We start from the raw sequence: 26,962 nt of genomic DNA, 5'->3' as shown, positions 1-26,962 counted from the left end.
CTTCAGTTTAAAATCATACGGTCTTACCTTTCCGAAGAAAGAAGCAGACCAAACTTGGCTCAAGGTTCAAACGTCTCAAAAAACGAAGCCGATATGGCTTGCTTTGACGAGTCGCTTGCCTTGAAGTATCGGTGACTGATCACCCCTTCATCGACAAGCGCCCACATGAATTATCTGATCGATTGTTAAAGAGCAGCTCCGATCTCTTAAAGAGGGGAGCATCTCGCATCTGCCTGGCCGTTCGGCCGGCGCCCTGCGAGGAAGGCGTATTCTACTGAATCGGCAGTGAATGTCAACCCTTGCTGTTATTGCTCACTCTAGATGACCGAGTAAACCAGCGGCGAGTTGAGCGCCGATCGAGTGAAGGAGCATTCTACCGTTTCCGGCTGTTTTGTCAATGCCTGTCGATCAAACCTGATCGAAAAACCTTAACCAAAACAAGTGCTTCCAACACTCTTCACCGCATCCGACGTTTACCCGTCGGCGGCAGCGGATGCGTACTTTACGGATTATCGCGGACCCACACAACCCCTTTCTTGCAAAAAGGTGACGAGGAGGTTGTGGGTAGATGAAGGTGGCTGACCGGGTGTGGATAAACCGAGGGGCCAGACACGACAACGCCCGCACAAGGGCGGGCGTTGTCGTGTTGCGAGCAGAAAGCCTTGTAAAACTCTGCTTGTCAGTCGCCAATGGCTAGGCGTACTGATCCTTCATTGCCGCCGTAGGAACTCACATTGATCTCGTAGGTGCCAGGCTCTAGATAGCGCTGAATCCGAGACCCATGGCCCATGTCACCCGCGTCATCGTTCTGTTCACTGACCCCATTGCCCATCAGGCTCAGAATGGTATCTACCGAGCCCGAGGTGCTTTCGATGACGACATCCCGCGCCGTCTCTAGGACCAGCTGGTAAACCAAGTTGCTCCCGGAGGTCAATCGACCATAGACCACCTCTCCGGTCGCCACCTCGCCCCCGTTGCTGAAACGCCCCTCAAAATCAAGCTGATGGGTACGCAAGCGATAAAGCCCGGTACCGCTGTAGCTTTCCACGTCCAGACTATACTCACCAGGCTGGAGCACGGTGGTGATCAGGGAGTTGTTGTTGCCGCCGCCATCGTCGTCGCGCAGGTCGATGCCGTTACCATACAGCCGAAGCATGGGATCGAAGGTGCTTGAATCTAGATCGAGCTCGACCTCGCTGACCGCATCAACCTCAAAGCGATAAGTATTGCCCCCTCCGGCAAGGTTGCCGCCGAAGGTCTCACCCAGCGTCAGCGTTCCGCTGTTGCGCAACTCGCCGCCGTATGCATCAACAGATGCATCAAGCGAGTACTCGCCATGCCCCTCAGCATAACTACTCACCTCGACGCGATAGTCGCCGGGCATGAGTACGGTTTGTAGCCGCGAGTCACTATCGTTGCCACCGTCGTCGTCGACCAGATTGCTGCCCTCCCCCACGATACTAAGCACGGTATCGAAATCCGATGAGCGTAGCTCCAACGTGACGGTGCTAGGTTCTTCAACCACCAGGGTATAGGCATTGCCGGATGTCGCCTGGAGATCGCCGGTGATGCGGTCGCCATCGCGGAGCGGCCCCGCATTACGACGGCCATCAGACAGGTCATTGAGCCCCACTTCGAGACGATGAACTCCGCCAACAGTCAGCAGGTGACGTTCGCATGGCTCAGATGTTGCCTGGATCGCTGCTTCGCTGCGCTCCACCATGACCCGGTACTCACCAGCGTCCAAGTAAGTATCAAGTCGTTGCTCGCCGGGTGCACAAGCGCTGGCCTGCTGGTTGACGCCCTCACCAGACAGACTCAGATCCAGGTTGACGTCGCCAGAGAGCGCCAGGTCGACCCAAGCGGGCGCCTCAAGCGTAAGGGGGTATTCGGTACGACCATCCCGTAGCCGCCCGACCAGTGGCTGGCCTGTTTCGAGATCGGATGCGGCGGGGACCGGATCGGCCACTAAGTGGTAGGGGCCAAAGGCGCTGCTGTCCTTACCACTAACGGCCAGCAGGTGGCAGGCATCAGCGGAGGCCATCAGCACCGCGGGCTCGCCGTCGGACTGACTTGAGACACTGCCCAGCCATCGCCCCTGCTCGCCGAAGACCGAAAGGCGAGCGGCAAAGGGAGCATCAAGCTCATAACGCACAATGCCTGACTCCGGTGCGTCCGAGCCACTGCACAACCAGTGGGCGTCATAGCGCGAGCCATCGTTAAGATTGACGTCGCTAGTCGATGTCAGCTCACCAGCGACGTCACTGCCAAACGTGATCTCTGGAGCCGATACGAAATACGCATCTTCCTCGGAGCAACCAGCCAGCAGCGTCAGGCCGAAGATACCAATCAACAGACAATGAGGACGACAGGCCACATGGCCGGCCACCTTCCGAATTCCTTGAACTACCACTCGACGTCTCCCTATATGAACTCGCTCCCTGTCGCACCCGTGCAACGGGGCTCAACACTTTAGCGGAAAACGATAGAGAACGGGGCATGTACAACAGCGACAGATGTGCGCACGTTCTCCGAGGACACGCTCACCGCACGCTGCTGGCTCGATCCAGCAACGAAAGGATGGAGCGGTAGGGAATGCCGCCATGCTGACTGAGGCCGATCTCGCAGGTCCGAGAGTTGGAATAGCCAACCCGGCATCCGGCGACCTGTTCCGCCAGGCCGTCGAGGGCCGAGGCATTGAGTTCAGGCGTGGTAAACCCCTTGTCGCCGGCGAAGCCGCAGCAAGTGATCTCGGCAGGCACCACCACCTCGCGGGCACAGGCCTTGGCCAGGGCCACGAACTTGTCGGCAAGCCCCATACGAGTGCTGGAGCAGGTCACATGCACCGCCACGGATTCGTCCACCGGTGTCAGCTTGAGACGCGACAACAGGTAGTCGTGGGCGAAGGCGACCGGCTCCTGCAGCGATAACCGCTCATCCAGAGTTTCCTGCATGCGCAGGGTGCAGGGGCTGGTATCACAGAGCACCGGGTAGCGACCGTTTTGGCTGGCCGCCAGCAGCTCGCGATTGAGCTCCCGCGCCTTGTGGTCGGCTTCGGCGTACTGCCCCTTGGACTGGAAGGCCATCCCGCAACACAGGTGTCCAGAGATCGCCGGAATGATCACCTCGAAGCCGGCCTTGTCCAGAAGCGCCAGCGTCAGCTCCATGTCCGAGCGGGATTCAGGATCATGGTGACCGGCGCCGAACACCCGGGTCGCACAGGAAGGCATGTAGACCACCTTGTCGCGACTACCCTGCCGACGACTGTCTTTATCCCGACTCTTGCTGCTTCTACTACTGGTGCTGGCTTTAGCACCGTCTTGGGAAACCCCCTTAAGGACTCGAACCGGCGCCGCCTTGGGGGTGGTCGGTAACCACTGGGGCAGCCTGCCGCCACTTCCCTGATGCAGCGCACGTCCAACCTTTTCGGTACCGCTATCGCCAAGCATCGCATGACCAAGCGTTGCCAGGTTGAGTGCGCCGCGCGCCAGTCGCGTCGTGCCTGAGAAATGCCGCCCCAGGCGATGCGCCATGGCAGCCTGACCGGTATTGCGCTCATGGCGAAGATCACGCACCAGGTCGCCGGTATTGATCCCCACCGGGCACTGGGTGGCACACAGCCCATCGGCGGCACAGGTCTCGATGCCCTGATAGGCATAGTCCTGCCATAGCTGACCAAGCCGCTCACGCTCTTGCGTACTCGCGCCCTCTCCCGCTTGGCTATCCACCAAGGCATCGAGGCGCGCCAGCTCGCGACGCACCACGATGCGCTGCCGAGGCGTCAGGGTCAGGTCTTTCGACGGGCATACCGATTCGCAGAAGCCGCACTCTATGCACTTGTCGACCAGCGGATCAGCGGCGGGCAGCGGCTTCAGGTTCTCGAGGTGCAGGGTCTTGTTGCGGCTCAGGATCACGTCGGGGTTGAGCAGGTTGTCGGGGTCGAACAGCGCCTTGAGCTGCCACATCAGGGCATAGGCGTCGGCGCCCCACTCGAGCTCCACATAGGGCGCCATGTTGCGCCCGGTGCCATGCTCGGCCTTCAGCGAGCCGCCGTACTCGACGCCGACCAGTTGAGCCACGTCGTCCATCAGCGCCTGGTAACGCTCGACCTCGCCGTCGCGCTCGAAGCCCTGCGGGAAGACGAAGTGCAGATTGCCCTCCAGGGCATGCCCGAACAGGATGACCTCGCGATAGCCATGGCGATGGAAGGTTTCGGTGAGCGCCAGCACCCCTTCGTCGAGCCGCTCGACGGGAAAGGCCACGTCTTCGATAACCACAGTGGTACCGGTCTCGCGCACGGCGCCCACCGCCGGGAAGAGCCCCTTGCGGATCTTCCAGTAAAGGGCGTACTGGTCGGCATCGTGAGTGAAGGACAGCGGCTCCAGCGAGCGAATGCCCTCCAGGGCCTCATGCACCCGAGCCTCGCGGGCCTCGATCATGGCCGCGTCATCGCCGCGCACGTCGATCAAGAGCGCCGCCGCCCCCTCGGGCAGGGACTTAAGCACCTCGGGCATGCCCGGCTGATCCTGCACCGAGCGCAGAGCGGCGCGATCCATCAACTCTACCGCCGATACCGGGGTCTGCTTGAGGGCGATGGTCGCCCGGCAGGTCGTAGCCATGTCGGGAAAGAAGGCCAGCGCCGCGGCCTTGACCGGCTCATCGGGCACGGTGTCGTAGGTGATGCTGCTGATGAACCCCAGCGTGCCCTCGGAGCCGATCATCAGGTGGGTGAGGATGTCGAGGCCGTCGCGAAAGTCCACCAGGCTGTTGAGGGCATAGCCGGTGGTGTTCTTGAGCCGGTACTTGTGGCGAATGCGCTTGGCCAACTCCACATCGGTGCGTGTGGTGACGGAAAGCCGTTCCAGGCCGTCGATCAGAGACGCATGGCTCTGGCGGAACGCCGCCACGCTTGCCGGATCGGCGGTGTCGAGCACCGTGCCGTCGGCCAGCACCAGGCGCATATCACGCAGGGTACGATAGCTGTTTTGCGCGGTACCACAGCACATGCCCGAGGCGTTGTTAGCGGCGATACCGCCGATCATGCAGCTATTGATCGAGGCCGGATCGGGGCCAATCTTGCGGCCGTAAGGCGCCAGCAGCTGGTTAGCGCGAGCCCCGATCACCCCCGGCTGCAGGCGAATCGCTCGCCCCTCGTCGAGGACCTGGTAGTCACGCCAGCCCTGGTTGAGCTGGATCAGCACCGAGTCGGTCACTGCCTGACCCGAGAGCGACGTGCCGGCAGCGCGAAAGGTCACCGGCAGCCGCCGTGCATGGCATTCACGCAACACCGTCATTAACTCAGGCTCATCGCGCGGGCGCACGACCAGCTGAGGTATCAGCCGGTAGAAGCTGGCGTCGCTGCCGTAGGCCAGCAGACGCAAGGGATCATGAATCAGACGCTCGTCTGGCAGCGTGTCGCGCAGCGCTTCGAGGAGTTCACTGTAGAGGGCTTTCATTTACTCAACGCCATGGTTGAGACCCGACACCAGAGAACCCGGGCCGAGATCAGCGATGCTACGCGCACCGGTAAGCGTCATCGCGACCCGCATCTCTTTATCGAATAGCTCAAGCAGGTGAGCCACGCCGGCCTCACCGGCAGTGGCCAGGGCATAAATGTATGCACGCCCCAGCAAGACGGTATCCGCCCCCAGGGCAATCATCCGCACGACATCGAGACCGCTGCGTATCCCAGAGTCGGCCAAGATGGCGATATCGCCCTTGACCGCATCGGCGATGGCCGGCAAAGCACGAGCGGTAGAGGGAACACCATCGAGCTGACGGCCACCGTGATTGGAAACGACAATGCCGTCAGCACCGAAGCGCACCGCTTCACGGGCATCTTCGGGGTCGAGAATTCCCTTGATGATCATCGGGCCATCCCACAGCTCGCGAATCCACTCCAGGTCCTTCCAGGAGATGGCGGGATCGAAATTCTGTCCAAGCCAGGCGATGTAATCCTCGAGCTCCGTCGGATGGCCGCGATAATCCGACACATTACCGAGGTCATGGGGGCGGCCATGAATGCCCACATCCCAGGCCCAGGAGGGATGCATCGCGGCCTGAGCCATTCGCCGCATCGGCCCGAACTTGCCGCTCATGCCAGAGTGCGCATCGCGATAACGCGCCCCCGGCACCGGCATATCGACCGTGAAGACCAGCGTCTTGACACCGGCGGCCTTGGCGCGCTCCAGGGCATGTTTCATGAAGCCCCGGTCCTTCAGCACATAGAGCTGAAACCAGATGGGTCGATCGATGGCCGAGGCCACCTCGTCGATGGGGCACACCGACACCGTCGACAGCGTGAACGGAATGCCTTTTTGGGACGCCGCTCGCGCCGCCTGAACCTCGCCTCGGCGAGCATACATGCCGGCCAACCCCACGGGAGCCAGCGCGATCGGCATGGCCATGGACTCGCCAAACAGCTCGGTTTCCAGTGACAGGCTGGACATATCCTTGAGCACGCGCTGGCGCAGCGCGATTCCGGCAAGATCCTCGACGTTATGTCGCAGCGTATGCTCGGTATAAGACCCGCCGTCCGCATAGTGAAACAAAAAGGGCGGAATACGACGTTTGGCGGCTTGGCGGTAGTCCGTGGGAGCGGAAATAATCATGGCGAGCCCTGTGCAATGGATGCGCTATCTAATGGCATGGATAGCTACTGGCATGGAAAGCGATAGGAGCGGATAAGCTACCTGCTTGGCGGTGCACGCCATCTGCATCCGGTTATGATAGCCATCGGCTTGGCCGGGTAGCGCTAGCGCGGTATCAACGCCTCATACACGAACAGCCCCGGTCATGCGCGCCTGCCAAGCACCTGTCTTATCGGCTAATTGGTAAAACCAATTTACAACTAGCGTGAAGCGAACTCTAGAAGCGCCTTGCAACCGGTGTCAAACCTCAAGCCTGCCATCCCGCTTATACTTTGGTCTCGGCGCCAGAAAGCTCTTTGTAAGCCATTGAAAAACAGCCTTTACTGGACGACAGGCAAACTTGTCAGGATCGCTGACAATGACCTATTATTGGTCTTACCAATTTAACTCACCCTTGATGATGGTGTGCCCATGGCCTATCAGACCGTCCGCCAACCTCGCATCGCCGACGTGATCACCGAACGCCTTGAGGCCATGATCATAGAAGGCAGCCTTAACCCTGGCCAGCGCCTGCCCCCCGAACGCGAACTGGCCGAACGTTTCGGCGTCTCGCGACCCTCACTGCGCGAGGCGATCCAGAAGCTCGCCGCGCGCGGCCTGCTGACCAGCCGCCAGGGCGGTGGCACCTTCGTTACCGAGGAACTCAACAACCGCTACAAAGACCCGCTGCTGGAAATGCTGTCTCGCCACGGCGAATTCCACCTCGACCTGCTGGAATTCCGCGATGCCATGGAGGGCCTCTCGGCCTACTATGCCGCGCTGCGCTCGACGCCGGCCGACAAGGAGTTGCTGGTGCGCCGCTTCGAGGAACTCAAGACAAGCTTCGAGGGCCGCGACCCGGTGCGCGAGGCCAAAGCCGATGCCGCCTTCCACCTGGCGATCGCCGAATCGGCGCACAACGTCTTGATCCTGCACACCATCCGCGGCGTCTTCGACATGCTGGAGAAGAGCATCGTCGACAACCTAGCGCACCTGTTCGAGAAGCCCGACTCACGACCGCTGCTGATGGAGCAGCACCGGGCCCTGCTCGATGCCATTCTCGAGGGCCGCGCCGAAGACGCACGGCTGCGGGCCCATGAACACCTGGTGTTCGTCGAAGAAGGGCTGCTCGAGGTCGAACGCGCCGAGACCCGCGCCCAGCGGGCCCTGCGCCGAGCCCAGGCCATTCCCGAGCGGGCGCCATGAGCCAGCGCCCGCCCGCCAGCGCCACCTCAAGCGTCGCGCACTCCACTCGCCTCTCGCGCCCCTGGCGCCTGACGCTGCTGGTCGTGATCGCCGCCGGCCTGGTGCTGGTGACCTGGCAAGCCGCTCGACTGGCCCGGGAGCAGGCGCTTTCAAGCCTCACCGACGAGGCCCACAACGAACTGCGCCTCTCCGCAGAGGGCCTGCGCGGCCATCTTTCGCGCCACGATTACCTTGCCGAAATGCTGGCCTCCCGCGAGGTGGTGCACCGTTTCCTGGCCACCCCCGACAAGCTGGAAGCGATGCCGGTCAATCGCCTGCTGGACAGCGTGCGTGAGACCGCCGATGTCTCGGACATCTACCTGCTCAACCGCCAGGGCGATACCCTGGCCGCCAGCAACTGGCAGCGTCCCGACACCTTCATCGGCCAGAACTACCGCTTCCGCGACTACTATCAGGACGCCGTGGCCGGGCGCCTGGGCCGTTTCCATGGCCTGGGCACCAGCTCGAAAGCCCGCGGCTACTACTTTTCGGCGCCGATCTGGCTGGCCAATCACGAGGCCCAAACCGCGGACGGCGTGATGGTGGTCAAGCTGCTGCTGGACAGCGTGGAAGCCGCCTGGGCATCGCAGAGTGCCGAACTGATGGTCACCGACCGTGACGGCATCATCTTCATGGCCAGTCGCGAGGAGCTGCGCCTGCATGCCCTGCATCCCCTCTCCCAGGCACAGCGCCAGGCGCTGCGCGACTCGCGCCGCTACGCCGCCGCGCCGCTGCCACCGGCGGGCCTCGAGACCCTCGAGCGGCGCCCGGACGGCGGCCAGATAGTGAGTTTCCGCCAAGGGCCGCTGGCCGGCACGCCCTATCTGCGGCTGCGCCGCGAGATGCCCGAATTCGACTGGCAGATGCATATCCTGAAGCCGCTGACGCCGGTGCAGACCGCTCAATGGCAGGCCGCCCTGCTGGCTGGCGGCCTCTACGGCATGGTCGCCATGGCCGGCGGCTACGGCTGGCAGCGCCGTCGGCTGCGTCGCGAACGCGAGCAGTTTGCCGACCGCGAGCGGCGCACCCTGGCCAGAGCCCGTGACGAGCTGGAACGCAACGTCGAGCGCCGCACCCGCGACCTGGTCGACTCCAACCGCCGACTCTCCGACGAGATCGAGGAACGCCGCCGCGCAGAACAAAGCCTGCGCCAGACCCGCGATGAGCTGGTGCAGGCGGCCAAGCTGGCCGTGCTCGGCCAACTGGCCGCCGGCATCAATCACGAGCTCAACCAGCCCCTGGCGGCGGTCCGTGCCTACGCCGAGAACGCCCGCCGTTTCCTCGAGCAGGGGCGCGCCGACACCACCGATGCCAACCTCGCTCAGATCGTCGAGCTGACCGAACGCATGGCCGAGATCAGCGCCCAGCTCAAGCAGTTCTCGCGGCCAAGCGGCGACACCCTGACCGCGGTCTCGGTGCCGGCCTGCTTCGGCTATGCGCTGCGCCTCTACCAGGCCCGCCTCAACGAGGCCGGGGTCGAGGTCATCTACGCCTGGCCCGAGGCGGAGACCTGGGTGCGGGCCGACCTGGTGCGCCTCGAACAGGTACTCGTCAACCTGATCGGCAATGCCCTGCAGGCCATGAGCGAGACCCCGGCGCCGTGCCTGACGCTGGCCATCGAGCCGGTCGACGACAAGGTACGCCTGAGCGTCGCCGATAACGGCCCGGGTATCGAAGCGGCACATCTGGCCCGGGTATTCGAACCCTTCTTCACCACCAAGTCACCAGGCAGCGGCCTGGGCCTGGGGCTGTCGATCTCATCGAGAATCATCGACGACCTGGGCGGGCGGCTGACGGTCGGCAACCAGCCACAGGGCGGCGCCATCTTCACCGTCACTCTGCCCGCCGATACGGCGCCCCGACGCGACACTTCATCCCTTCAGGAGCCTTCCTCCCATGCCTGACACGGCGACCCCGGTGCTGATCATCGACGACGAGGCGCACCTGCGCATCACCGCCGGCCAGACCCTCGAGCTCGCCGGCTATACGCCCGAAGCCTTCGCCAGCGCAGAGGCGGCACTCGCCGCCCTGGCGCCTGACTTTCCCGGCGTAGTGGTCAGCGATATCCGCATGCCCGGCATGGACGGCATGGCGCTGCTGCGTGAGGTGCGAAAGCGGGACCCGGACCTGCCGGTGATCCTGGTCACCGGCCACGGCGACATCTCCACCGCCGTGGAAGCCATGCGCGAAGGCGCCTGGGACTTCCTCGAGAAGCCTTTTGCCGGTGAGCGGCTGGTGGAGATGGTCAGGCGCGGCATCGAGAAGCGCCGCCTGAGCCTCGAGAACCGTCAGCTCAAGGCCGAACTGGAAGCCCAGCAATCGGCCCCCGGACCACGCCTGGTGGGGCGCACCCAGGCCATGCAGCACCTGGCCTCGATGGTTCAGCGCATCAGCCAGGTCGAAACCGACGTGCTGCTGTTCGGCGAGACCGGCGTCGGCAAGGACCTGGTGGCCCGTTCGCTGCACGAGCGCAGCAGCCGCGGCGGCCAGCCCTTCGTCGCCATCAACTGCGGAGCGATCCCCGAAAGCATCATCGAATCGGAGTTGTTCGGCCACGAGAAGGGCGCCTTCACCGGCGCCATGGAGCGGCGTATCGGCAAGTTCGAACACGCCAACGGCGGCACCGTGTTCCTCGACGAGATCGAGTCGATGCCGCTGGCGCTGCAGGTCAAGCTATTGAGAGTGCTGCAGGAGCGGATGGTCGAGCGCCTGGGCGCCAACGAGCCGGTAGCGCTGAACATCCGCGTGATCGCCGCCACCAAGGTCGACCTGAAGGCCGCCGCCGAGGCCGGACGCTTCCGCGAGGATCTCTACTACCGGCTCAACGTGGTGACCCTGCCGATTCCCTCCTTGCGCGAGCGCCGCGAGGATATCCCGCTGCTGTTCCAGCACTTCGCGGTGGTAGCCGCCAACCGCAGCGGCCTCGAGGCACCGCCGCTCGCCGCCGCCGATATCTCGGTGCTGCTCGCCCACGACTGGCCGGGCAACGTGCGCGAACTCCGAAATCTCGCCGAGCGCTTCGTGCTGCTCGGTGCCGCCTACGACTACCGGTTGGATGCGCTGCTCGAAGGGGCCGAGGCGGGCGCCAGCGACCTGGCGCTGCCCCAGCAGGTGGAACTGTTCGAGAAGAGCCTGATCAGCCAGTCGCTGGCCAGCCACCGCGGGCGCATCAATGACATCTGCGTGCACCTCGGCCTGCCCCGCAAGACCCTCTACGACAAGCTCAAGAAGTACGCCCTGAAACCCGAGGACTATCGCCAGGCCGTGGCCGACTAGCGGCACCCGAACATCCGTCGTTCAGCGCCAGAACCTGCGACCAGCTTTCAGACAAGAGCTCAGACAAGAACTCAGCGCAAGAACTTATCGCAAGAACCAGGCGCCGTGATGAAAGATGCCCAGCAGCACCGGCCAGGGCGGCAACCAGGGCGAAAGGCAGGCGGCCAACAGCAGCATCAGCACCGAGTTGCCGGGCTCGCGCAGGTCGCAGAGCTTGAGCGCCGTACCGAAGGAGCGCTTGAGCCGCCCGCCCATCAGGTCAACGCTGTAGAGCTCGTCGAGCAGCAGGTGGATCACGCTACCCAGCCACAGCGCCAGCCCCTGTAGCCAGGCGATCTCGGCGTTCTGAGCAAACAGCCGGTAGCTCAGCGCCGTGGTGATCAGCGCACAAAGGCCGCTGGCCAGCAGCGAATGCCATATGCCCCGGTGCACGGTGAAGCGCTTGAAGACCGCCCCGGCCAGGTAGCGCACGCCAAGATAGAGCCCACCGCAGGCCACCACCAGCTGCCCCGGGGTGAGGCGCGCCTGCAGCATCAGGGCGCCTGCGATCACCGCAAACACCGCGAAGAGGTTAAAGATCAGGCGGATCGCCTTGGAATGGTCGGAATCGATGTCCGGAAGGATGCCGCCGAAGGACACCAGGGCGGCCAGCGGCACCGCATCGGCCGCACTCCACCAGCCGGCCTGCCAGCCGCTGATGGCAGCCAGGCCGCCGCCGGCGGCGGCCACGCCGATGTGGGTTGCGAAATTGGCCATGCCGGGGACTCGACTACTGGATAGAAAACCAGATTATCGCGCGCCCTGGCATGAAAAAACAACGACTTGGATTAGCCTGACTGTGCCAACGTCGGCGCTTAGCCCGCTGCCTGGCTCAGGTACTGGTCCTTGAGCTTGACGTAGTTGCCGGCGCTATAGGCAAAGAAGGCTCGCTCGCTGTCCTTGAGCGGGCGCAGCGCCTTGGCCGGACTGCCGCCATAGACGTGGCCGCTTTCCAGATGCTTGCCGGGCGTCACCAGGGCACCGGCGGCGATGATCACCTCGTCCTCGACCACGGCACCGTCCATGACGATGGCGCCCATGCCCACCAGCACGCGGTTGCCAAGCGTGCAGCCGTGCAGGATTGCCTTATGGCCGATGGTCACGTCGTCACCGACGGTCAGCGGGTAGCCGCCGGGATTGAAGTCACTGGCGTGTGTGATATGCAGCACGCTACCGTCCTGAACGCTGCAGCGGGCGCCAATGCGGATGCGGTGCATGTCGCCGCGCACCACCGCCATCGGCCAAACCGAGCAGTCATCGCCCAGTTCGACGTCGCCCAGTACCACGCAGGCAGGATCGATATAGACCCGCTCGCCAAGCTGCGGCGTGTGGCCCTGATGGGTTCGCAGACCGTCTTGCATGCGCCTCTCCTCCTTCGTCGTCTCTCGCTTGGCCGGTGGGTCACACCCGCCGGCGACGTATAAAACCGCTTCCTGAGGTTTAGATCAGCCCCGAGGCCAGCACCACCACCACCAGCGGGATCGATACGTAGCGCACCAGGGCCTGCCAGATGCGAAACCCGTTGGGCCCGGCATCCAGCGCCCGCAAGGCGGTATCGCGAGACATCACCCAGGCGGCGAAGATGGCGATCAAAAGGCCGCCTACCGGCAGGAAGAGGTCGGTGGGCACGGTGGTGACCAGCTCGAAGAAGTTCATGCCGCCGATCCAGTCGACGTCCTTCATGGTCGAGAAGGACAGCACCGACAGCAGGCCCAACGCCCACACCGCCACGCCAACGATGGCAGCCGCCTGGCCACGCTTCAGCCCCAGCCCCTGCAAGCCAGCCACCATGGGCTCGGCGAGGTTGATCGAGGACGTCCAGGTGGCCAGCAGCAGCAACAGGAAGAAGATCGCCAGCCAGATCGAACCGCCGGGCAGCTCGGCAAAGGCGATCGGCAGGGTCACGAACATCAGCCCCGGGCCCTCGGCCGGGTCCATGCCCTGAGAGAACACTACCGAGAAGATGGCGATACCGGCCAGTAGCGCCACCAGCACGTCGAGCGCCGCCACGGCCACCGCGGCCCGCGGCAGGCTCTGATGATCGGGCATGTAGGCGCCATAGGCCATCAGCGCGCAGGCGCCCACCGCCAGGGTGAAGAAGGCGTGCCCCATGGCGTTGAGCACCACCTCGATGGTGATCGCGGCGGGGTTGGGCGTGAACAGCCAGGCCAGCGCCGGGCCGAAGCCATCGGTGGTGGCCGCATAGCCCGCCAGCACGATCAGCAGCAGGTAAAGCATCGGCATCAGCAGGTTGTTGAGCTTCTCCAGGCCGTTGGAGACCCCGCCGGCGACCACCGTCATGGTCAGCAGCATGAACAGCGTATGATTGAAGGTCATGCGCAGCGGATCGGCGAGAAAGCTATCGAACATGCCGCCGACCTCGGGAGGCGTCATGCCGACGAAGTCACCGTTGAGCGACTCGACCAGGTACTCGATCGACCAGCCGGACACCACCGAGTAAAAGGACAGGATCAGGAACACCGTCAGGGCCCCAAAAAGCCCCAGCCAGCGCCAGTGCGGCGAGCGGCCTGCAGACATCGCCAGGTGCGAAAGCGACTGCGTCGGGCTGCGCCGACCGGCGCGACCGACCAGGATCTCGGCCATCATCACCGGCAGCCCCAGCAGCAGCACGAAGGCCACGTAGAGCAGCAGGAAGGCAGAGCCGCCGTTCTCGCCGGTCATGTAGGGGAAGCGCCAGATGTTGCCCAGGCCCACCGCGGCGCCGGTCACGGCGAGGATGAAGGCGCGCCGGGTCGTCCAGCGGTCCAGTGTCTCGTTCATCTGATCAATTCCTTAAGCTGCGCGCATCGCAAGGGGCAAAGAAGGCGCAAGCCTAGCAGGCCCGCCACGGCGGGCCAATCGGGCCAGCCAACGCCAGACCCTGTCATGACGCCCGGCCGGCGCATTGAAACCCCTGGCGCCCGCCTCCATCTAAGGGAACAATCAAGCGAATGACGCCCCGGCGTCACCCGGATTTCACCCGGGCGTCCAAGACGCCCCTGTTCACGAGGCTGCCCATGTCCCGCAACCCGCAGGCCCGCCACCCGCTGCTCGATTCACATGCCCTGCCGCCGTTTGCCGAGATCGAGCCCGACCAGGTGGTACCGGCCATCGAGGAGCTGCTCGCCGACAACCGCGCCGCCATTGAGACCCTGGTGGCCGATGCCGAGCGCGAGACGCCGACCTGGGAGAGCCTCGCCGCACCGCTCGAGGCCCTAAACGACCGTCTTTCCCAGGCCTGGTCGCCGATCTCGCACCTGAACGGCACCATGAACTCGCCGGCCCTGCGCGAGGCCTATCAGGCTTGCCTCGGCATGCTGTCCGAATACAGCACCTGGCTCGGCCAGCACTCGGGCCTGTTCCGCGCCTTCCAGGCGCTCAGGCAGTCATCGGCGTTCAGCCGCCTCGACGAGTCGCAGCAGCGCAGCATCGACAACACCCTGCGCGATTTCCGCCTGGCCGGTGTCGATCTGCCCGAGGCGCAGAAGCGCCGCTATGGCGAGATTCAGGCGCGGCTTTCCGAGTTGGCCAACACCTTCTCGAACCAGCTGCTGGATGCCACCCAGGCCTGGCACAAGGACATTGCAGAGCAGGACGTCACCGAGGCTGACGCCCTGGCCGGCCTGCCCCAGAGCGCTTTGGATACCCTCAAGGCCAACGCCGAGGCCAAGGGCGTCGAGGGCTATCGCATCACCCTGGACTTCCCGAGCTTCTTCCCGGTGATGACTTACGCCGAGGACCGCGCCCTGCGCGAGGAGGTCTACACTGCCTTCGTCACCCGTGCTTCCGACGTGGGCCCCAATGCCGGCGAATTCGACAACGCCCCGGCGATGGAAGAGACCCTGGCCCTGCGCCGCGAGCTGGCCGAGCTATTGGGCTTCGCGACCTATGCCGACTACTCGCTGGCTACCAAGATGGCCGATGGCCCCGGTCAGGTGATCGGCTTCCTCGAGGACCTGGCCACTCGCGCGGTGCCCCAGGCCCGCGAGGAGTATGCCGAGCTCGAGGCCTTCGCCCGCGAGTCGCTTGCCATGACCGAGCTGGCGCCCTGGGACGTGGGCTATGCCAGCGAGAAGCTGCGCGAGGCTCGCTACGCGATCTCCGACGAGCAGCTGCGCCCCTACTTCCCGGCTCCCCAAGTGGTCGAAGGCCTGTTCAAGGTGGTCGAGCGGCTCTACGGCGTGCGCTTCGAGGAAGATGAAGAGGCACCGCGTTACCATCCGGACGTGCGCTACTTCCGTATTCTCGAGGACGATGCGCCAATCGCCGGCTTCTATCTGGACCTCTATGCCCGTGAAGGCAAACGCGGCGGCGCCTGGATGGACGAGTGCCGGGTACGGCGCCAGACCGAGCGCGGTGTGCAGTTGCCGGTGGCCTACCTGACCTGCAACTTCACCCGCCCGGTGGGCGACAAGCCCGCGTTGCTGACCCACGACGAGGTCACCACCCTGTTCCACGAATTCGGCCACGGCCTGCACCACATGCTGACCCGCCAGACCGTTGCCGATATCTCCGGCATTAACGGCGTGGCCTGGGACGCGGTGGAGCTGCCCAGTCAGTTCATGGAGAACTTCTGCTGGGAGCGCGAGGGGCTCGATCTGATCGCCGGCCACGTGGATACCGGCGAGCCGTTGCCCGAGGTGCTGTTCGACAAGCTCATCGCCGCCAAGAATTTCCAGTCGGCGATGGGCATGATCCGCCAGATCGAATTCTCGCTGTTCGACTTCCGCCTTCACCATGAACTCGCCTCGCCCAACGCTGGCGACGTTCAGGCGTTGCTCGACGAGGTGCGCGACGCCATCGCGGTAGTGCCAAGAGCCTCCTTCAACCGCTTTCAGAACAGCTTCGGCCACATCTTCGCCGGCGGCTATGCGGCAGGCTACTACAGTTACAAGTGGGCCGAGGTGCTGTCCGCCGATGCCTGGAGCGCCTTCGAGGAAGCCGGTATCTTCGACCCGGCCACCGGTCGGCGCTTTCGCACCGAGATTCTCGAGCGCGGCGGCTCCCGGGATGCTGCGGTGCTGTTCGAAGCCTTCCGCGGCCGCGAGCCAAGCATCGAGCCATTGCTTCGCCATAGCGGCATCCGCGCGGCCTGAGCGTCGAATCCGAGCGCCTCACCCACCACTGACCAGGCCCAACCACCGACCAGGAGATCTCATGCCCGTCACCAAACGCTTTATCGCCGGCGTCATCTGCCCCCGCTGTGCCGCCATGGACCGGGTGCGCAGCTGGGAGCAGCACGGCATTCGCTACCGTGACTGCGTGAGCTGCGACTTCTTCGAACAGCTGCCCATCGAGGACGAGTCACTTCCCGAGATGGAGACGCGGGTCAACCGGGTCCGCGAGGAGCAGGAGCGCCAGGACGTGCAGGCGGTCAAGATCCTCGACCCCAAGGGCTGAGCCCATGAGTCTGGGCCTTCGACGGCACCCGCCTCGCCGGGTGCTGGAGTTGCTCGGCCTCGTGGCGACCGCCGCGCTGCTGATGGCACGCCTCGACCTCGCCACCCTGGCGACTGGTCTGGGGCTCTTCCTGTGGGGCATGACGCACCTGGAAGAGGCCATCAAGCGGCTCTCTGGCGGCACCCTGGACCGCTGGCTGGCAGAGGCCACCGCCAGCACGCCCCGAGCCATCGCGATGGGCACCCTGTCCACCGCGCTGGTGCAATCAAGTTCGCTGGTCACCCTGCTGGCGATGTCCTTCGTTGGCGCTGGCCTGATCGCCCTACCCGGCGCCATCGCCCTGCTGTTCGGCGCCAACCTGGGCACCACCACTGGCGCCTGGCTGATCGCCGCCTTCGGCCTCAAGCTAAGCCTCTCCCACTACGCCATGCCGCTGCTGGCCCTCGGCCTGCTCGGCAGCCGGCTGCTCAAGGGCAGCATGGCCGGTCTCGCCGGGCTTTCCCTAGGCGTGGGCCTTTTGTTCCTCGGCATCGACTTCATGAAGCTCGGCTTCGAGTCCGTTCAGAGCGGCCTGTCGCTGGACGGCCTGTCAGGTGCGCGTTTCTGGCACTGGCCACTGCTCGTGCTGTTCGGGGTGGCGGCCACAGTGGTGATGCAGTCGAGCCACGCCACCCTGCTGATCATCCTCGCCGCCCTGGCGTCCGGCCAACTCCCCTATCTGCCGGCGCTGGCCATTGCCATCGGCGCCAACATCGGCACCACGGTGACGGCGCTGATCGCCGGCCTCGGAGCAGGGGCCGCCGGGAGGCGGCTGGCCGGCGCCCATCTGATCTTCAACCTGATCACTGCCTGCGTGGCCCTGGCGCTACTGCTACCGCTGGCCTGGCTGGTCGACCAGCTAGCGCTGTTGATTGGCATGGAAGCGACCGCCTGGCCGCTCAAGCTGGCGCTTTTCCACACCCTGTTCAACGGCCTCGGCATCCTGCTGATGCTGCCGTTCATTCCGCGCCTGGCGCGCCTGCTGGAGCGCCTCATCCCCGAACCCACCCACCTGCCGCCGGCCGAGGCCCGCTACCTGGATGACACGGCGCTGACCCACGCCGACACCGCGCTGGCGGCACTTGAGCAGGAGAGCCGACGCCTCGAGCGTCGCGCCTACCATGTGCTGTGTGAGGCCATTCTGGTCCCAAGCGCCGAGGTCCTCGGCCATCCGCCGGCCCAGGAAGTGGTGCAGGCCCCCATCGCCGCCGATGACTGGCCGGCGGTCAATACCCGCTATCACGAGCGACTCAAACCGCTGCTGGCGGAGCTTCTGAACTTCTATGCCCGCATCGACGTGCCCCTCACCGAGGACCAGCAGGCCCGGCTCGAGGCACTCTATGGGCGCAGCGTACGCATGGTTGAGGCAGTGCGCTTTGGTGAGGTACTGCAACGCAGCCTGCTGCGCCACGCCGCCGTCGCCAGCCCACTGCGTGAGGCCCACGACGCTCTCCGTCAGGCGGTCGCCGAGGGGCTCAACAGACTCGCCAACGACCCCGACGCCCGGGACATAGAGGCACCCTTGGAGGAAGTGCGCCAGCATTGGCAGCACGAACTCGCCGACCGCCTGCGAAGCCATCGGCTGGATGCCTGGCTCGCCTCCTCGCTGCTCAACGACCTGCATCAGGCCAGCCGTCTGCTGGCAGCACTGGTACCGTCACCCTCGAACATCCCGCCTGAGCGGCCCACCACCGCCTAAGCCGCCTTGTCCCTCGTGCAAGGCGCGACACCCTGAGCGCGGAAAAAGAAAGAAGAGGAATAATGAAAGTAGAGAAATGAAGTCGTGCGGATATCCACACATCAAGAAGCGGGCGTTTGTGCGGACTTCCGGACATTCGGCGTTCGAACGCTATCGACCTTGGTCGAAAATGATATCCACAACCACCTGATATAAAAGAGGCATTTACATATATGGCATGCCGGTTGCTCTAAATAGGGCGCCAATACGATCACTCACAAGGCAACAATAAAAGAGGACGTCGCATGTCAGCTATCAAGCACACTCCCAAGGCCGCTTCCACGCTCACCCACAAGCGTCATACCGCCCGCCGCCTGGCACTCGCCTCCGGCGTGATGCTGGGTGGCCTGATGATGGCCAGCGCCGCTCAGGCCGACCGCAGCGAATGGCCGGATAACTTCACCGTGGGCACCGCCAGTCAGGGCGGCACCTACTTCGTCTACGGCTCTGGCTGGGCCAACCTGATCGCCGATCAACTCGGCCTGTCCGGCGGCGGCGAAATCACCGGCGGCCCGACCCAGAACCTGGCGCTGGTCCACAGCGGCGACATCGCCTTCGGCCTGACCACTATGGGCCCGGCCGCGGATGCAGTGAACGGCAAGAGCCCGCTGGCACCGGGGCTGAAGATGGACAACGTCTGCGCCATGTTCCCGATGTACGAGACGCCGTTCTCGATCGCCACCCTGTCGAGCTCCGGCATCACCTCGATCGACGAGATTCCGGACGGTGCGACCATCGGCTTCGGCCCGGCCGGCTCTACCTCCGACACCTACTTCCCTCAGATCCTCGAAGAACTGGGCGTGAACTTCGAGCGTCGCAACGGCGGCTGGAATGACCTGGGTGGCCAGCTGCAGGACGGCCTGGTCGACGTCATCGCCTTCGCCGCCGGCATCCCGATCCCGGCCGTCAGCCAGCTCGAGGTGCAAACCGACGTCAACATCATCGAGTTCACCGAAGACGAGCAGGCTCAGGCCGCCGCCGCCTTCCCGGTATCCCCGTTCACCATCCCGGCCAGCACCTATTCCACGCTGGAAGAAGACGCCAACGCGGTCTCCATGTGGAACTTCGCCATCGCCGGCTGTGACCTGCCGGAAGATCTGGTCTACGAAGCGACCAAGATCACCATGGAGAACAACGACAAAATGATGTCGGTGCACCGCAGCGCCGCGACCACCATTCCGGAAAACGTCGGCATGAACAAGGTGCTGCCGTTCCACCCGGGTGCCGCGCGCTGGTTCAAGGAAAATGGTTACGAGATCGATCCGTCGCTGATCAAGTGATCCGCTGACACGCACCACCCTCCCGGCTCTGGCCCCGTCGCCAGGGCCGGGATTCCACCTTCCACTCAAGGGTGAACCTCCCATGAGCAAGTCATCACCTAAGGGCCCGGCATCCGAGGCGAACACGTCCTCGGATACCACCCCCGAGGCCCTCGCCCAAGGCGTCGACGAGGATGTCATCGAGTCCAACCGTCGCCTGTTCACCGGCTGGCAATGGTGGCTGTTCGGCCTTGCGGCCGTCCTCTACTCCACCTTCCATCTGGTCTCGCTGAACATCTATCCGCTCGAGACCTGGTCGTTCCGCATCGTGCACATCTGCGGCGCCCTGGTGCTTGGCTACGGTCTCTACGCCGGCGCCCGCTTCGCCGACGACACCACCCCGGCCAGCAGCCGTGGCCTCAGGTTCCTCGGCTACGCCCTGCTGCTGCCGGCCCTCTATGCGCTGGTCCAGGTCGTGCTGATGCAGCAGACCATGGCCGGCGGCGCCATGCGCATCGACCCTGCGGTCGAAGCCTGGCACTTCGGCCTGCCGCTGATTGCGGCCACCAGTGCCGCCATCCTGCTGTCCTGGGCCACTCGCCACGCCCGCAGCGGAATCAGCGCGCCGGACCTGGTACTGATGATCTGCGCCATCGCCAGCGCCGGCTATTTACTGGTCATGTACAACTCGCCGCTGCGCATGTCGACCGGCACCCCTTTCGCCCCGATGGGCATTTCCTTTGCGGCCATCGCCGGCTCGCTGCTGATTCTCGAGCTGACCCGCCGCGTCGCCGGCCTGGCGCTTGTCATCATTGCGGCGATCTTCCTCACCTATGTGTTCGCCGGCCCCTACCTGCCGGGCTTTCTCGGCTATCCTGGGCTCTCCGTGGGCCGCTTCTTCAGCCAGGTCTATACCGACGCCGGTATCCTTGGTCCGACCACCGCGGTGTCCTCGACCTATATCATCCTGTTCATCATCTTCGCCGCCTTCCTGCAGGCCTCTAAGGTCGGTGATTACTTCGTCAACTTCGCCTTCGCCGCCGCCGGGCGCGCCCGGGGTGGCCCCGCCAAGGTGGCGATCTTCGCCTCCGGCCTGATGGGCATGATCAACGGCACCAGCGCCGGCAACGTGGTCTCCACCGGCTCGCTGACCATCCCGCTGATGAAGAAGGTCGGCTACCCGGCACGCAGTGCTGGCGCCATCGAGGCCGCGGCCTCGACCGGCGGCCAGATCATGCCGCCGATCATGGGCGCCGGCGCCTTCATCATGGCCGAGATCACCGGGATTCCGTATACCGAGATCGCCATTGCCGCGATCATTCCCTCGATCCTGTACTTCGCCTCGGTCTACTTCATGGTCGACTTCGAGGCCGCCCAGAAGGGCATGCGCGGCATGCGCAAGGACGAGATCCCGCTGTTCTCCAAGCTGATCAAGCAGGTCTACCTGTTCGCGCCGATCATCATCCTGATCGCCGCGCTGTTCATGGGCTATTCGGTAATCCGTGCCGGCACCCTGGCCACCGCTTCGGCCGCCGTGGTGAGCTGGATTTCGCCGAACAAGATGGGCATCCGCGCCATCCTCAAGGCGATGGAGCTGGCCAGCACCATGGCCATCCAGATCATCGCCGTCTGCGCCTGTGCCGGCATCATCGTCGGCGTGATCTCGCTGACAGGCGTTGGCGCACGCTTCTCCTCGCTGCTGCTCGGCCTGGCCGGCGTCAGCCAGCTACTGGCGCTGTTCTTCGCCATGTGTATCTCGATCCTGCTGGGCATGGGCATGCCGACCACGGCGGCCTATGCGGTCGCGGCGTCGGTGGTGGCCCCGGGCCTGATCGACATCGGCATCCAGCCGCTGATCGCGCACTTCTTCGTGTTCTACTTCGCGGTCGTGTCGGCGATCACTCCGCCGGTGGCCCTGGCCTCCTACGCGGCGTCGGGCATTTCCGGCGCCAATGCCATGCAGACCTCAGTGACCTCGTTCAAGATCGGTCTGGCCGCCTACATCGTGCCCTTCATGTTCTTCTACAGCCCGGGCATCCTGATGGAAGGCTCATGGATGCAGATCCTGCGGGTCGGCGTCACCGCCACCCTCGGCATCGTGCTGCTGGCGGCCTCGGTACAGGCCTGGTTCTTCGGCCACATCAACGGCCTGATTCGTCTGGTGCTGCTGGCCGGCGCCGTATGCATGATCTATGGCGGCCTGATCACCGACCTGGCCGGCATCGCCATCGGCGCCGCCGTCTTCCTGATGCAACGCAGCAAGGGAGCCGGCGGCAACGGCGCCACGGCGAGCTCCTGAGCAAGCCCTTGAGCAAGCCCCTGACACCGCCCCGTTCCCCGTCAGGGTAGCGGGGCGGTTCAGGTTCCCGAGCAGGTTCTGAAGCACGAGCCTGTCCATGCTTCTTTCTACGTTTCTTTCTACCGATAACACAACGGGGCCCCGCCAATGGCGGGGCCCCGTTGTGTTGCGTCTTCCTTTAGCATCGCTATCAAGCGACCGGTTCAGCACTCTTATTCAGGGGCGCCATCAAGCCCTCAGGTTATCCAACACGTTTAGTGAGGCCTGGGCCTGGTTGAGGGTATAGAAGTGCAGGCCCGGCGCGCCGCCGTCGAGCAGCCGCTCACAGAGGCGGGTAACCACTTCCTCGCCGAAGGCCTTGATGCTCTCACTGTCGTCGCCGTAGGCCTCGAGCTGCTTGCGAATCCAGCGCGGGATGTCCGCCCCACAGGCGTCCGAAAAGCGCGCCAGCTTGGTGTAGTTGGTGATCGGCATGATGCCGGGGATGATCGGTGTTTCGACGCCCAGCTTGCGTGCCCGCTCGACGAAGTGAAAGTAGGCATCCGGGTTGAAGAAGTACTGGGTGATGGCGAGGTTGGCGCCGGCCTTGACCTTGCGCGCGAAGTTCTCGAGATCGCGCTCGAAACTCGGTGCCTGAGGATGGCTCTCCGGGTAGGCGGCCACGGCGATCTCGAAGTGATTGCCGGTTTCCTCACGGATGAACTCGACCAACTCGTTGGCATAGCGCAACTCGCCGATGCCGCCCATTCCCGAGGGCAAATCGCCGCGCAGCGCCACCAGGCTATTGATGTCATCCTCGCGGTACTGAGCCAAGAGCTCGCGCAGTTCGCCCTTGTCGCTGCCGATGCAGGACAGGTGCGGCGCGGTGTTGATGCCGGACTCGCGCACCGACTTGACGGTCTGGGTGGTGCGGGCCTGAGTCGAGCCGCCGGCGCCGTAGGTCACCGAGAAGAAGCGCGGGTTGCGAGCGGCCAGGGCATCGCGCACGCCGAGCAGCTTTTCCTTGCCCGCCTCGGTATTGGGCGGAAAGAACTCGAAACTGATGCCTAGCGGATGCTCGTGTGCACTCATGGACTCAACCCTCATCGGTCGCCTGAACGGCGACGCTGCCTGTCATTTTGTTCATGGCCTCGGTCATACCCGGCGCGGTAGGCACCCGGTGATGATCGGCGGACCTTGTGATCCGCTCATTGTGACGTCCCCCGTAAGCCCCGACTAATGAAAGTTTCACGCCCTCTGTATCGATTTCATTCATATAAGAATCGGTCCAAGCATAACCTGTGGGCCTAACACTCAGGCCCACACACCGCACTCAGGACGCATCCCGGGTTCGTGAAGCCCCGCACCGCCACGGCCAGCGCAGCCAGCCGCTGCCGATCAGCATACCAAGGGTAATCAGCCCAGCGGCCAGGGTCAGCGAGCCGCTCGGTTCGGCATAGCCGCAGGCGATCAGCACCAGGGTCGAGAGCAGCGGCGTGAAGTAGGACAACAGCCCCAGCAGGCGCAGGTCGCCGTGCTTGACGCCCCGATCCCAGGTGAAGAAAGCGCTACCCACCGGGCCCAGGCCGAGCCCGAGCACCCCAAGCCACCCCAGCCCCTCTGGCCAGCGAGACGGTTCGAACAGCAGGTGGCCAAGCGCGGCGAGCACCGCGGTGACCAGGCAGAAACCGCCCACGGCCGCGGTCGGCACCTGGCGCACGGCCCGAGACAGCACCGAATAGCCGCTCCACAGGAAGGCACAGGCGATCGCCGCCCCGTAGCCAAGGACAGAGCCCTCACCCGAGACATCGCCGCCGATCAGCAGGGCCGCACCGGCAAAACCCAGCAGGGCACCGATCACATGCACGACCTTCAGGCGCTCCCCCGGTAACAGCGCCACAAACAGCACGATCAACAGCGGCCACAGATAGCTGATCAGGCCGGCATTGGCCGCCGGGGCGTTCTGCTGGGCCACGAAATAGAGGGCGTGGTAGCCGAACAGGCCGCCAACCCCCAGTGCCCAGACGGCCGGCGGCAGCCGCATTGACACGGTAAGCGATTCGCCGCGCAGGGTAAGCCAGACGGCGAAGCAGACGAAGGCCACCGCAAAGGCCAGCGCCGTGAGCAGAAACGGCGGCACCGGGCCGGCCAGTTGGGTCAGGGCCGCCAGCAGCGCCCAGTTGAGCACGGTAGTGGCACCGATGGCGGTGGCGCGTGTGTCGGGGGTCGTGGCATCGGGCATGGCATCGCTCCTGAAGGCGGGGTGACGAAGGGTGACAACCAGGCCTCTAGCCTTGCAGAAGCCAGCACCGAGAACTTGTCGAATCCTGACCCTCGCCGGCCGAATCTTCCGCGGACGTGACTCATGAGGCGATGCGTCTCTTAGCGGTGAGGCGCCCACCCCTTCGAGACGCCTGACAGGCGAACGTCTGGCAGGCATGATGAGGGTTTTACATCAGGAGATGCCGATGGCGGAGCTCGACCTTGGCGCCACCCTGCTGGCTCCGCTGTGGATGCTGCTGGCCTTCGTTGGCCTAGGGGTGGTCTGTGCCCGACAGCTGTCCCTCGACCCACGCCCGATTGCCAGCCTGCTGATCTACGTGATCGCCCCGGTCACTGTCTTTCGCGGCCTGGTGCTGGGCGGCCCCACCCCGGCTTATCTGCTGCTGACGCTGGGGGTTTTCGTCACCGCCAGTCTGATGTGTCTGATCGTCGGCCGACTCGCCCGCCCCTTCTTCGCCGCCGAGGAAAGCTCGCTGCTGGCCTTCTCCGCCGGCACCGCCAACACCGGCTACTTTGGGTTGCCGGTGGCCATGGTGCTGCTGTCACCGGATGGCGTGACCCAGTATCTGTTCTGTCTGCTCGGCATGAACCTCTTCGAATTCACGCTGGGCTTCTATATCGGCGCCCGCGGGCGCTTCTCGGTGCGCGAGAGCCTTCACAAGATCCTGCGCCTGCCGCTGATTTACGCCTTCCTCGCCGCGCTGATCGTCAGCGGCCTGGCGCTGCCGCTTCCGGCAGCGCTGATGCAGGGATTCGAGGTCTTCCCGCCCACCTACACCCTGCTCGGCATGATGATCATCGGCATGACCCTTGGACGCGTCAGCTTCAGCGAGCTGGACCTGCGCTTTATCGGCGCCTCGCTGGCGGTACGCTTCGGGCTCTGGCCGCTGGTCAGCCTCGGTGCCGTACTGGCCCTGCAGGCAACCATCGGCATCGACGAGGAACTGGCCCTGGCGCTGCTGCTGATCGGGGTGGTGCCGCTGGCCGCCAACCTGGTGGTGGTGGCCATGGAGCTCGGCAGCCGGGCCGAAAAGGCGGCGCTTGCCGTGCTGATCAGCACCCTGATTGCCCCGCTGGTGATGCCGCGCTATCTGGAAGGCTTGCTGGCGCTGGTGGCGATGGGCTGAGCCTGCCGCCAGCCCCGCGGCGATAGGCCATGTCGCTCGCGGAAGGTGCGTGAGAAGTGGGCGGTATCGCCAAAGCCGCAGGCCAGGGCGATCTCGGTGATACTGGCGGAGGTCTCGGCCATCAGCGTCATGGCCTTGGCGAGGCGCCGCTCGACCAGCCAGGCATGAGGTGAGCGGCCGGTCAGGGCATGAAACTGGCGGGCAAAGGCCGCCTCGGCCAGGTGACAGCGGGCCGCCCAGTCCCGGACCCGCCAGCGCCGGGCCAGATCGGCCTCGATCTCGGGCAGCAGGCGCAGCAAACGCAGTCGCGGCTCGCCGGCCGTGTGCGCCGGCACCCTCATCGCACTGCTCAGCCAGGCGGCCAGGGCCGTCGAATCACCTTCCTCGAGTTGTCTAGCGCTTGCCATCAGCGCCGGAGGCAGGCGACGCGCATCGGGCGCGAGCCCAATGCCCAGGGCGAGCGTTTCACACCAGGCCTGCGGCAGGTCGACCACCAGGGTGTGGTTGTCCCGCGGCGCCAGGTAATAATGGGTCTCCCCTGCGGGAATCGGCACCAGCACCCCGGGCTCGACGCGGCGGCCACGGCCGGCCACTTCCAGCTCGACCCCGCCTTCGAGCCCGAGCAGCAGTTGGTGATAGCCATGGCGGTCGCTGAGCACGCGATCCGGATAGGAGCGCACGGCGATAAGGGGAGACACAGGGGGATCGGTGACGGTCATGAAAACCTCCTGCCCCATTGAAGCACACCCCCGGCAACGTACAAGGCTGTTCAATGGACAGGAGCAAGATGGACAGTAGCAACAGCCCCAGAAGAGAGCGCCGGGTGATCAGGCCCCGGCCAACGACGCCTCTGCCATGGGTCGCGGCTCAACGGCCGGCTCCAGGTCGATCACCCGCCCTTGCCAGTCGATCAGGCTGAGCCGGCCTTCACTGTCTTCCATCAGGGCCGTGCAGTGCTCGACCCAATCTCCGTCGTTGCAGTACAGCACGCCCGGACCGGTGGCGAAGCCGGCCTTGTGGATATGACCACCGATATAGCCATCGAGGCCTTCTCGAGCGGCCTGATGCAGGGCCGCCTGTTCGAACTGCTCGACGTAGCGGCGCGCCGCACCCACCTGGTTTTTCAAGGCAGCGACCAGTAGGGCATCCCCAGCAGACGGCGCCCGTGATTGCACCAGCGGTTCAGCGACAGCACGAACTGGTGCATGCCATCGCCGAGTGCCATCAGCCAGGGCGCCATGCGCACATGGGTATCGAACTCGTCACCGTGGCTGACCAGCAGACGCCGGTTGTCGGCCGTGACGTGGATCATGCGCCGCTCGATACGCACGTTGTAGAGCTTGAGACCACACAGCTGGCGCAGGGTGGCATCGTGGTTGCCGGGGATGTAGATGACCTCGCATCCACCGCGGGCCAGGCGAAGCACGCGCGCCACCAGACGCTGTTGGGCGGTGGGCAGCACCGCGCGTTTGCGCATGGCGATCAGATCAATGATGTCACCAACCAGATAGAGCCTTCTGGGGCGCACCCGGCGCAGCAGGCTATCGAGAAGTGCGGCCTGGCAGTCCGGCGTGCCCATGTGCAGGTCAGAAATGAACAGGGTACGGGAGTCGGTCAAGGCAATCGGCGGGGTAGTCATGGGGCGGCCT

General features: G+C 64.6%; 20 protein-coding genes. 9 read left to right on the top strand and 11 right to left on the bottom strand.

Features of this window, described 5'->3' with window-relative positions; genetic code table 11:
- Positions 1 to 679 precede the first annotated feature (679 nt).
- The 3 genes from BCL93_RS15580 to lldD all read right to left on the bottom strand — a co-directional run bounded on the left by BCL93_RS15580 (position 680) and on the right by lldD (position 6,611).
- Positions 680 to 2,413: a hypothetical protein gene (locus BCL93_RS15580; RefSeq protein WP_181463113.1), complete on the bottom strand. Its 1,734-nt coding sequence runs from the start codon at positions 2,411 to 2,413 to the stop codon at positions 680 to 682.
- A gap of 130 nt (positions 2,414 to 2,543) precedes the next feature.
- Positions 2,544 to 5,456: an FAD-binding and (Fe-S)-binding domain-containing protein gene (locus BCL93_RS15575; RefSeq protein WP_112056163.1), complete on the bottom strand. Its 2,913-nt coding sequence runs from the start codon at positions 5,454 to 5,456 to the stop codon at positions 2,544 to 2,546.
- Positions 5,457 to 6,611 carry an FMN-dependent L-lactate dehydrogenase LldD gene (lldD, locus tag BCL93_RS15570; protein WP_112056162.1) on the bottom strand — a complete coding sequence of 385 codons (1,155 nt, stop codon included), beginning with the start codon at positions 6,609 to 6,611 and terminating at the stop codon, positions 5,457 to 5,459.
- Positions 6,612 to 7,061: 450 nt separating this feature from the next.
- Here lldD and BCL93_RS15565 point away from each other — a divergent pair, with 450 nt between their 5' ends.
- The 3 genes from BCL93_RS15565 to BCL93_RS15555 are packed head-to-tail and all read left to right on the top strand — an operon-like array spanning position 7,062 to position 11,150.
- Complete coding sequence (locus BCL93_RS15565; RefSeq protein WP_112056161.1) at positions 7,062 to 7,835, top strand: GntR family transcriptional regulator; 774 nt, start codon at positions 7,062 to 7,064, stop codon at positions 7,833 to 7,835.
- Complete coding sequence (locus BCL93_RS15560; RefSeq protein WP_112056160.1) at positions 7,832 to 9,778, top strand: sensor histidine kinase; 1,947 nt, start codon at positions 7,832 to 7,834, stop codon at positions 9,776 to 9,778. Before BCL93_RS15565 ends, BCL93_RS15560 begins: the two co-directional genes overlap by 4 nt.
- The gene (locus tag BCL93_RS15555) at positions 9,771 to 11,150 is read left to right on the top strand and encodes a sigma-54-dependent transcriptional regulator (RefSeq protein WP_112056159.1); all 1,380 of its coding nucleotides are present in this window, start codon (positions 9,771 to 9,773) and stop codon (positions 11,148 to 11,150) included. The genes BCL93_RS15560 and BCL93_RS15555 overlap by 8 nt, the downstream gene beginning before the upstream one ends.
- Positions 11,151 to 11,234: 84 nt before the next feature.
- Here BCL93_RS15555 and BCL93_RS15550 read toward each other — a convergent pair whose 3' ends face one another.
- From BCL93_RS15550 to BCL93_RS15540, 3 genes are all read right to left on the bottom strand, one after another.
- The gene (locus BCL93_RS15550) at positions 11,235 to 11,906 is read right to left on the bottom strand and encodes a metal-dependent hydrolase (protein ID WP_112056158.1); all 672 of its coding nucleotides are present in this window, start codon (positions 11,904 to 11,906) and stop codon (positions 11,235 to 11,237) included.
- Positions 11,907 to 12,004: 98 nt separating this feature from the next.
- A complete protein-coding gene (locus BCL93_RS15545; RefSeq protein ID WP_112056157.1) occupies positions 12,005 to 12,550 on the bottom strand; it encodes a gamma carbonic anhydrase family protein in 546 nt (181 codons plus the stop codon).
- Positions 12,551 to 12,629: 79 nt separating this feature from the next.
- The gene (locus BCL93_RS15540) at positions 12,630 to 13,970 is read right to left on the bottom strand and encodes a sodium-dependent transporter (RefSeq protein ID WP_112056156.1); all 1,341 of its coding nucleotides are present in this window, start codon (positions 13,968 to 13,970) and stop codon (positions 12,630 to 12,632) included.
- 236 nt (positions 13,971 to 14,206) lie between these two features.
- Between BCL93_RS15540 and prlC the strand changes: the two genes are divergently transcribed.
- The 5 genes from prlC (at position 14,207) to BCL93_RS15515 (ending at position 21,924) form a co-directional block, all read left to right on the top strand.
- Positions 14,207 to 16,285, top strand: coding sequence for an oligopeptidase A (prlC, locus tag BCL93_RS15535; protein ID WP_112056155.1), 2,079 nt, complete (start codon positions 14,207 to 14,209; stop codon positions 16,283 to 16,285).
- 61 nt (positions 16,286 to 16,346) lie between these two features.
- On the top strand, positions 16,347 to 16,589 hold the full coding sequence (locus BCL93_RS15530) for a YheV family putative zinc ribbon protein (RefSeq protein WP_112056154.1): 243 nt from the start codon (positions 16,347 to 16,349) through the stop codon (positions 16,587 to 16,589).
- Positions 16,590 to 16,593: 4 nt separating this feature from the next.
- Positions 16,594 to 18,327 carry a Na/Pi cotransporter family protein gene (locus tag BCL93_RS15525; RefSeq protein WP_112056153.1) on the top strand — a complete coding sequence of 578 codons (1,734 nt, stop codon included), beginning with the start codon at positions 16,594 to 16,596 and terminating at the stop codon, positions 18,325 to 18,327.
- Positions 18,328 to 18,611: 284 nt separating this feature from the next.
- Complete coding sequence (locus tag BCL93_RS15520) at positions 18,612 to 19,646, top strand: TAXI family TRAP transporter solute-binding subunit (RefSeq protein ID WP_112056152.1); 1,035 nt, start codon at positions 18,612 to 18,614, stop codon at positions 19,644 to 19,646.
- An 82-nt stretch (positions 19,647 to 19,728) separates the two neighbouring features.
- Positions 19,729 to 21,924 carry a TRAP transporter permease gene (locus BCL93_RS15515; RefSeq protein ID WP_112056151.1) on the top strand — a complete coding sequence of 732 codons (2,196 nt, stop codon included), beginning with the start codon at positions 19,729 to 19,731 and terminating at the stop codon, positions 21,922 to 21,924.
- Between the two features lie 228 nt (positions 21,925 to 22,152).
- On the opposite strand, the gene metF is transcribed toward BCL93_RS15515, so the two are convergent.
- Positions 22,153 to 22,995 (bottom strand): methylenetetrahydrofolate reductase [NAD(P)H], encoded by an 843-nt coding sequence (metF, locus tag BCL93_RS15510; RefSeq protein WP_112056150.1) that lies wholly within the window; start codon positions 22,993 to 22,995, stop codon positions 22,153 to 22,155.
- A 241-nt stretch (positions 22,996 to 23,236) separates the two neighbouring features.
- Positions 23,237 to 24,145, bottom strand: coding sequence for a DMT family transporter (locus BCL93_RS15505; protein ID WP_112056149.1), 909 nt, complete (start codon positions 24,143 to 24,145; stop codon positions 23,237 to 23,239).
- Between the two features lie 226 nt (positions 24,146 to 24,371).
- Between BCL93_RS15505 and BCL93_RS15500 the strand changes: the two genes are divergently transcribed.
- Complete coding sequence (locus BCL93_RS15500) at positions 24,372 to 25,313, top strand: AEC family transporter (RefSeq protein WP_112056148.1); 942 nt, start codon at positions 24,372 to 24,374, stop codon at positions 25,311 to 25,313.
- On the opposite strand, the gene BCL93_RS15495 is transcribed toward BCL93_RS15500, so the two are convergent.
- The 3 genes from BCL93_RS15495 to BCL93_RS17545 form a co-directional block, all read right to left on the bottom strand.
- A complete protein-coding gene (locus tag BCL93_RS15495; protein ID WP_112056147.1) occupies positions 25,274 to 26,032 on the bottom strand; it encodes a helix-turn-helix transcriptional regulator in 759 nt (252 codons plus the stop codon). The genes BCL93_RS15500 and BCL93_RS15495 overlap by 40 nt on opposite strands.
- Positions 26,033 to 26,140: 108 nt before the next feature.
- Complete coding sequence (locus BCL93_RS17550) at positions 26,141 to 26,440, bottom strand: hypothetical protein (RefSeq protein WP_258396620.1); 300 nt, start codon at positions 26,438 to 26,440, stop codon at positions 26,141 to 26,143.
- The gene (locus BCL93_RS17545; protein WP_258396619.1) at positions 26,437 to 26,952 is read right to left on the bottom strand and encodes a UDP-2,3-diacylglucosamine diphosphatase; all 516 of its coding nucleotides are present in this window, start codon (positions 26,950 to 26,952) and stop codon (positions 26,437 to 26,439) included. The genes BCL93_RS17550 and BCL93_RS17545 overlap by 4 nt, the downstream gene beginning before the upstream one ends.
- Positions 26,953 to 26,962 lie beyond the last annotated feature (10 nt).

Origin of the sequence: Onishia taeanensis (genome assembly GCF_003268885.1) — a bacterium.
Lineage (GTDB): Bacteria > Pseudomonadota > Gammaproteobacteria > Pseudomonadales > Halomonadaceae > Onishia > Onishia taeanensis_A.
This window is presented reverse-complemented; position numbering and strand designations above follow the sequence as displayed.

What these genes read in the sequence shown, in the direction of transcription:
- BCL93_RS15575 (WP_112056163.1), bottom strand. Translation starts at nt 5,456, where the DNA reads ATGAAAGCCCTCTACAGTGAACTCCTCGAAGCGCTGCGCGACACGCTG.
- lldD (WP_112056162.1), bottom strand. Translation starts at nt 6,611, where the DNA reads ATGATTATTTCCGCTCCCACGGACTACCGCCAAGCCGCCAAACGTCGT.
- BCL93_RS15565 (WP_112056161.1), top strand. Translation starts at nt 7,062, where the DNA reads ATGGCCTATCAGACCGTCCGCCAACCTCGCATCGCCGACGTGATCACC.
- BCL93_RS15560 (WP_112056160.1), top strand. Translation starts at nt 7,832, where the DNA reads ATGAGCCAGCGCCCGCCCGCCAGCGCCACCTCAAGCGTCGCGCACTCC.
- BCL93_RS15555 (WP_112056159.1), top strand. Translation starts at nt 9,771, where the DNA reads ATGCCTGACACGGCGACCCCGGTGCTGATCATCGACGACGAGGCGCAC.
- BCL93_RS15550 (WP_112056158.1), bottom strand. Translation starts at nt 11,906, where the DNA reads ATGGCCAATTTCGCAACCCACATCGGCGTGGCCGCCGCCGGCGGCGGC.
- BCL93_RS15545 (WP_112056157.1), bottom strand. Translation starts at nt 12,550, where the DNA reads ATGCAAGACGGTCTGCGAACCCATCAGGGCCACACGCCGCAGCTTGGC.
- BCL93_RS15540 (WP_112056156.1), bottom strand. Translation starts at nt 13,970, where the DNA reads ATGAACGAGACACTGGACCGCTGGACGACCCGGCGCGCCTTCATCCTC.
- prlC (WP_112056155.1), top strand. Translation starts at nt 14,207, where the DNA reads ATGTCCCGCAACCCGCAGGCCCGCCACCCGCTGCTCGATTCACATGCC.
- BCL93_RS15530 (WP_112056154.1), top strand. Translation starts at nt 16,347, where the DNA reads ATGCCCGTCACCAAACGCTTTATCGCCGGCGTCATCTGCCCCCGCTGT.
- BCL93_RS15525 (WP_112056153.1), top strand. Translation starts at nt 16,594, where the DNA reads ATGAGTCTGGGCCTTCGACGGCACCCGCCTCGCCGGGTGCTGGAGTTG.
- BCL93_RS15520 (WP_112056152.1), top strand. Translation starts at nt 18,612, where the DNA reads ATGTCAGCTATCAAGCACACTCCCAAGGCCGCTTCCACGCTCACCCAC.
- BCL93_RS15515 (WP_112056151.1), top strand. Translation starts at nt 19,729, where the DNA reads ATGAGCAAGTCATCACCTAAGGGCCCGGCATCCGAGGCGAACACGTCC.
- metF (WP_112056150.1), bottom strand. Translation starts at nt 22,995, where the DNA reads ATGAGTGCACACGAGCATCCGCTAGGCATCAGTTTCGAGTTCTTTCCG.
- BCL93_RS15505 (WP_112056149.1), bottom strand. Translation starts at nt 24,145, where the DNA reads ATGCCCGATGCCACGACCCCCGACACACGCGCCACCGCCATCGGTGCC.
- BCL93_RS15500 (WP_112056148.1), top strand. Translation starts at nt 24,372, where the DNA reads ATGGCGGAGCTCGACCTTGGCGCCACCCTGCTGGCTCCGCTGTGGATG.
- BCL93_RS15495 (WP_112056147.1), bottom strand. Translation starts at nt 26,032, where the DNA reads ATGACCGTCACCGATCCCCCTGTGTCTCCCCTTATCGCCGTGCGCTCC.
- BCL93_RS17545 (WP_258396619.1), bottom strand. Translation starts at nt 26,952, where the DNA reads ATGACTACCCCGCCGATTGCCTTGACCGACTCCCGTACCCTGTTCATT.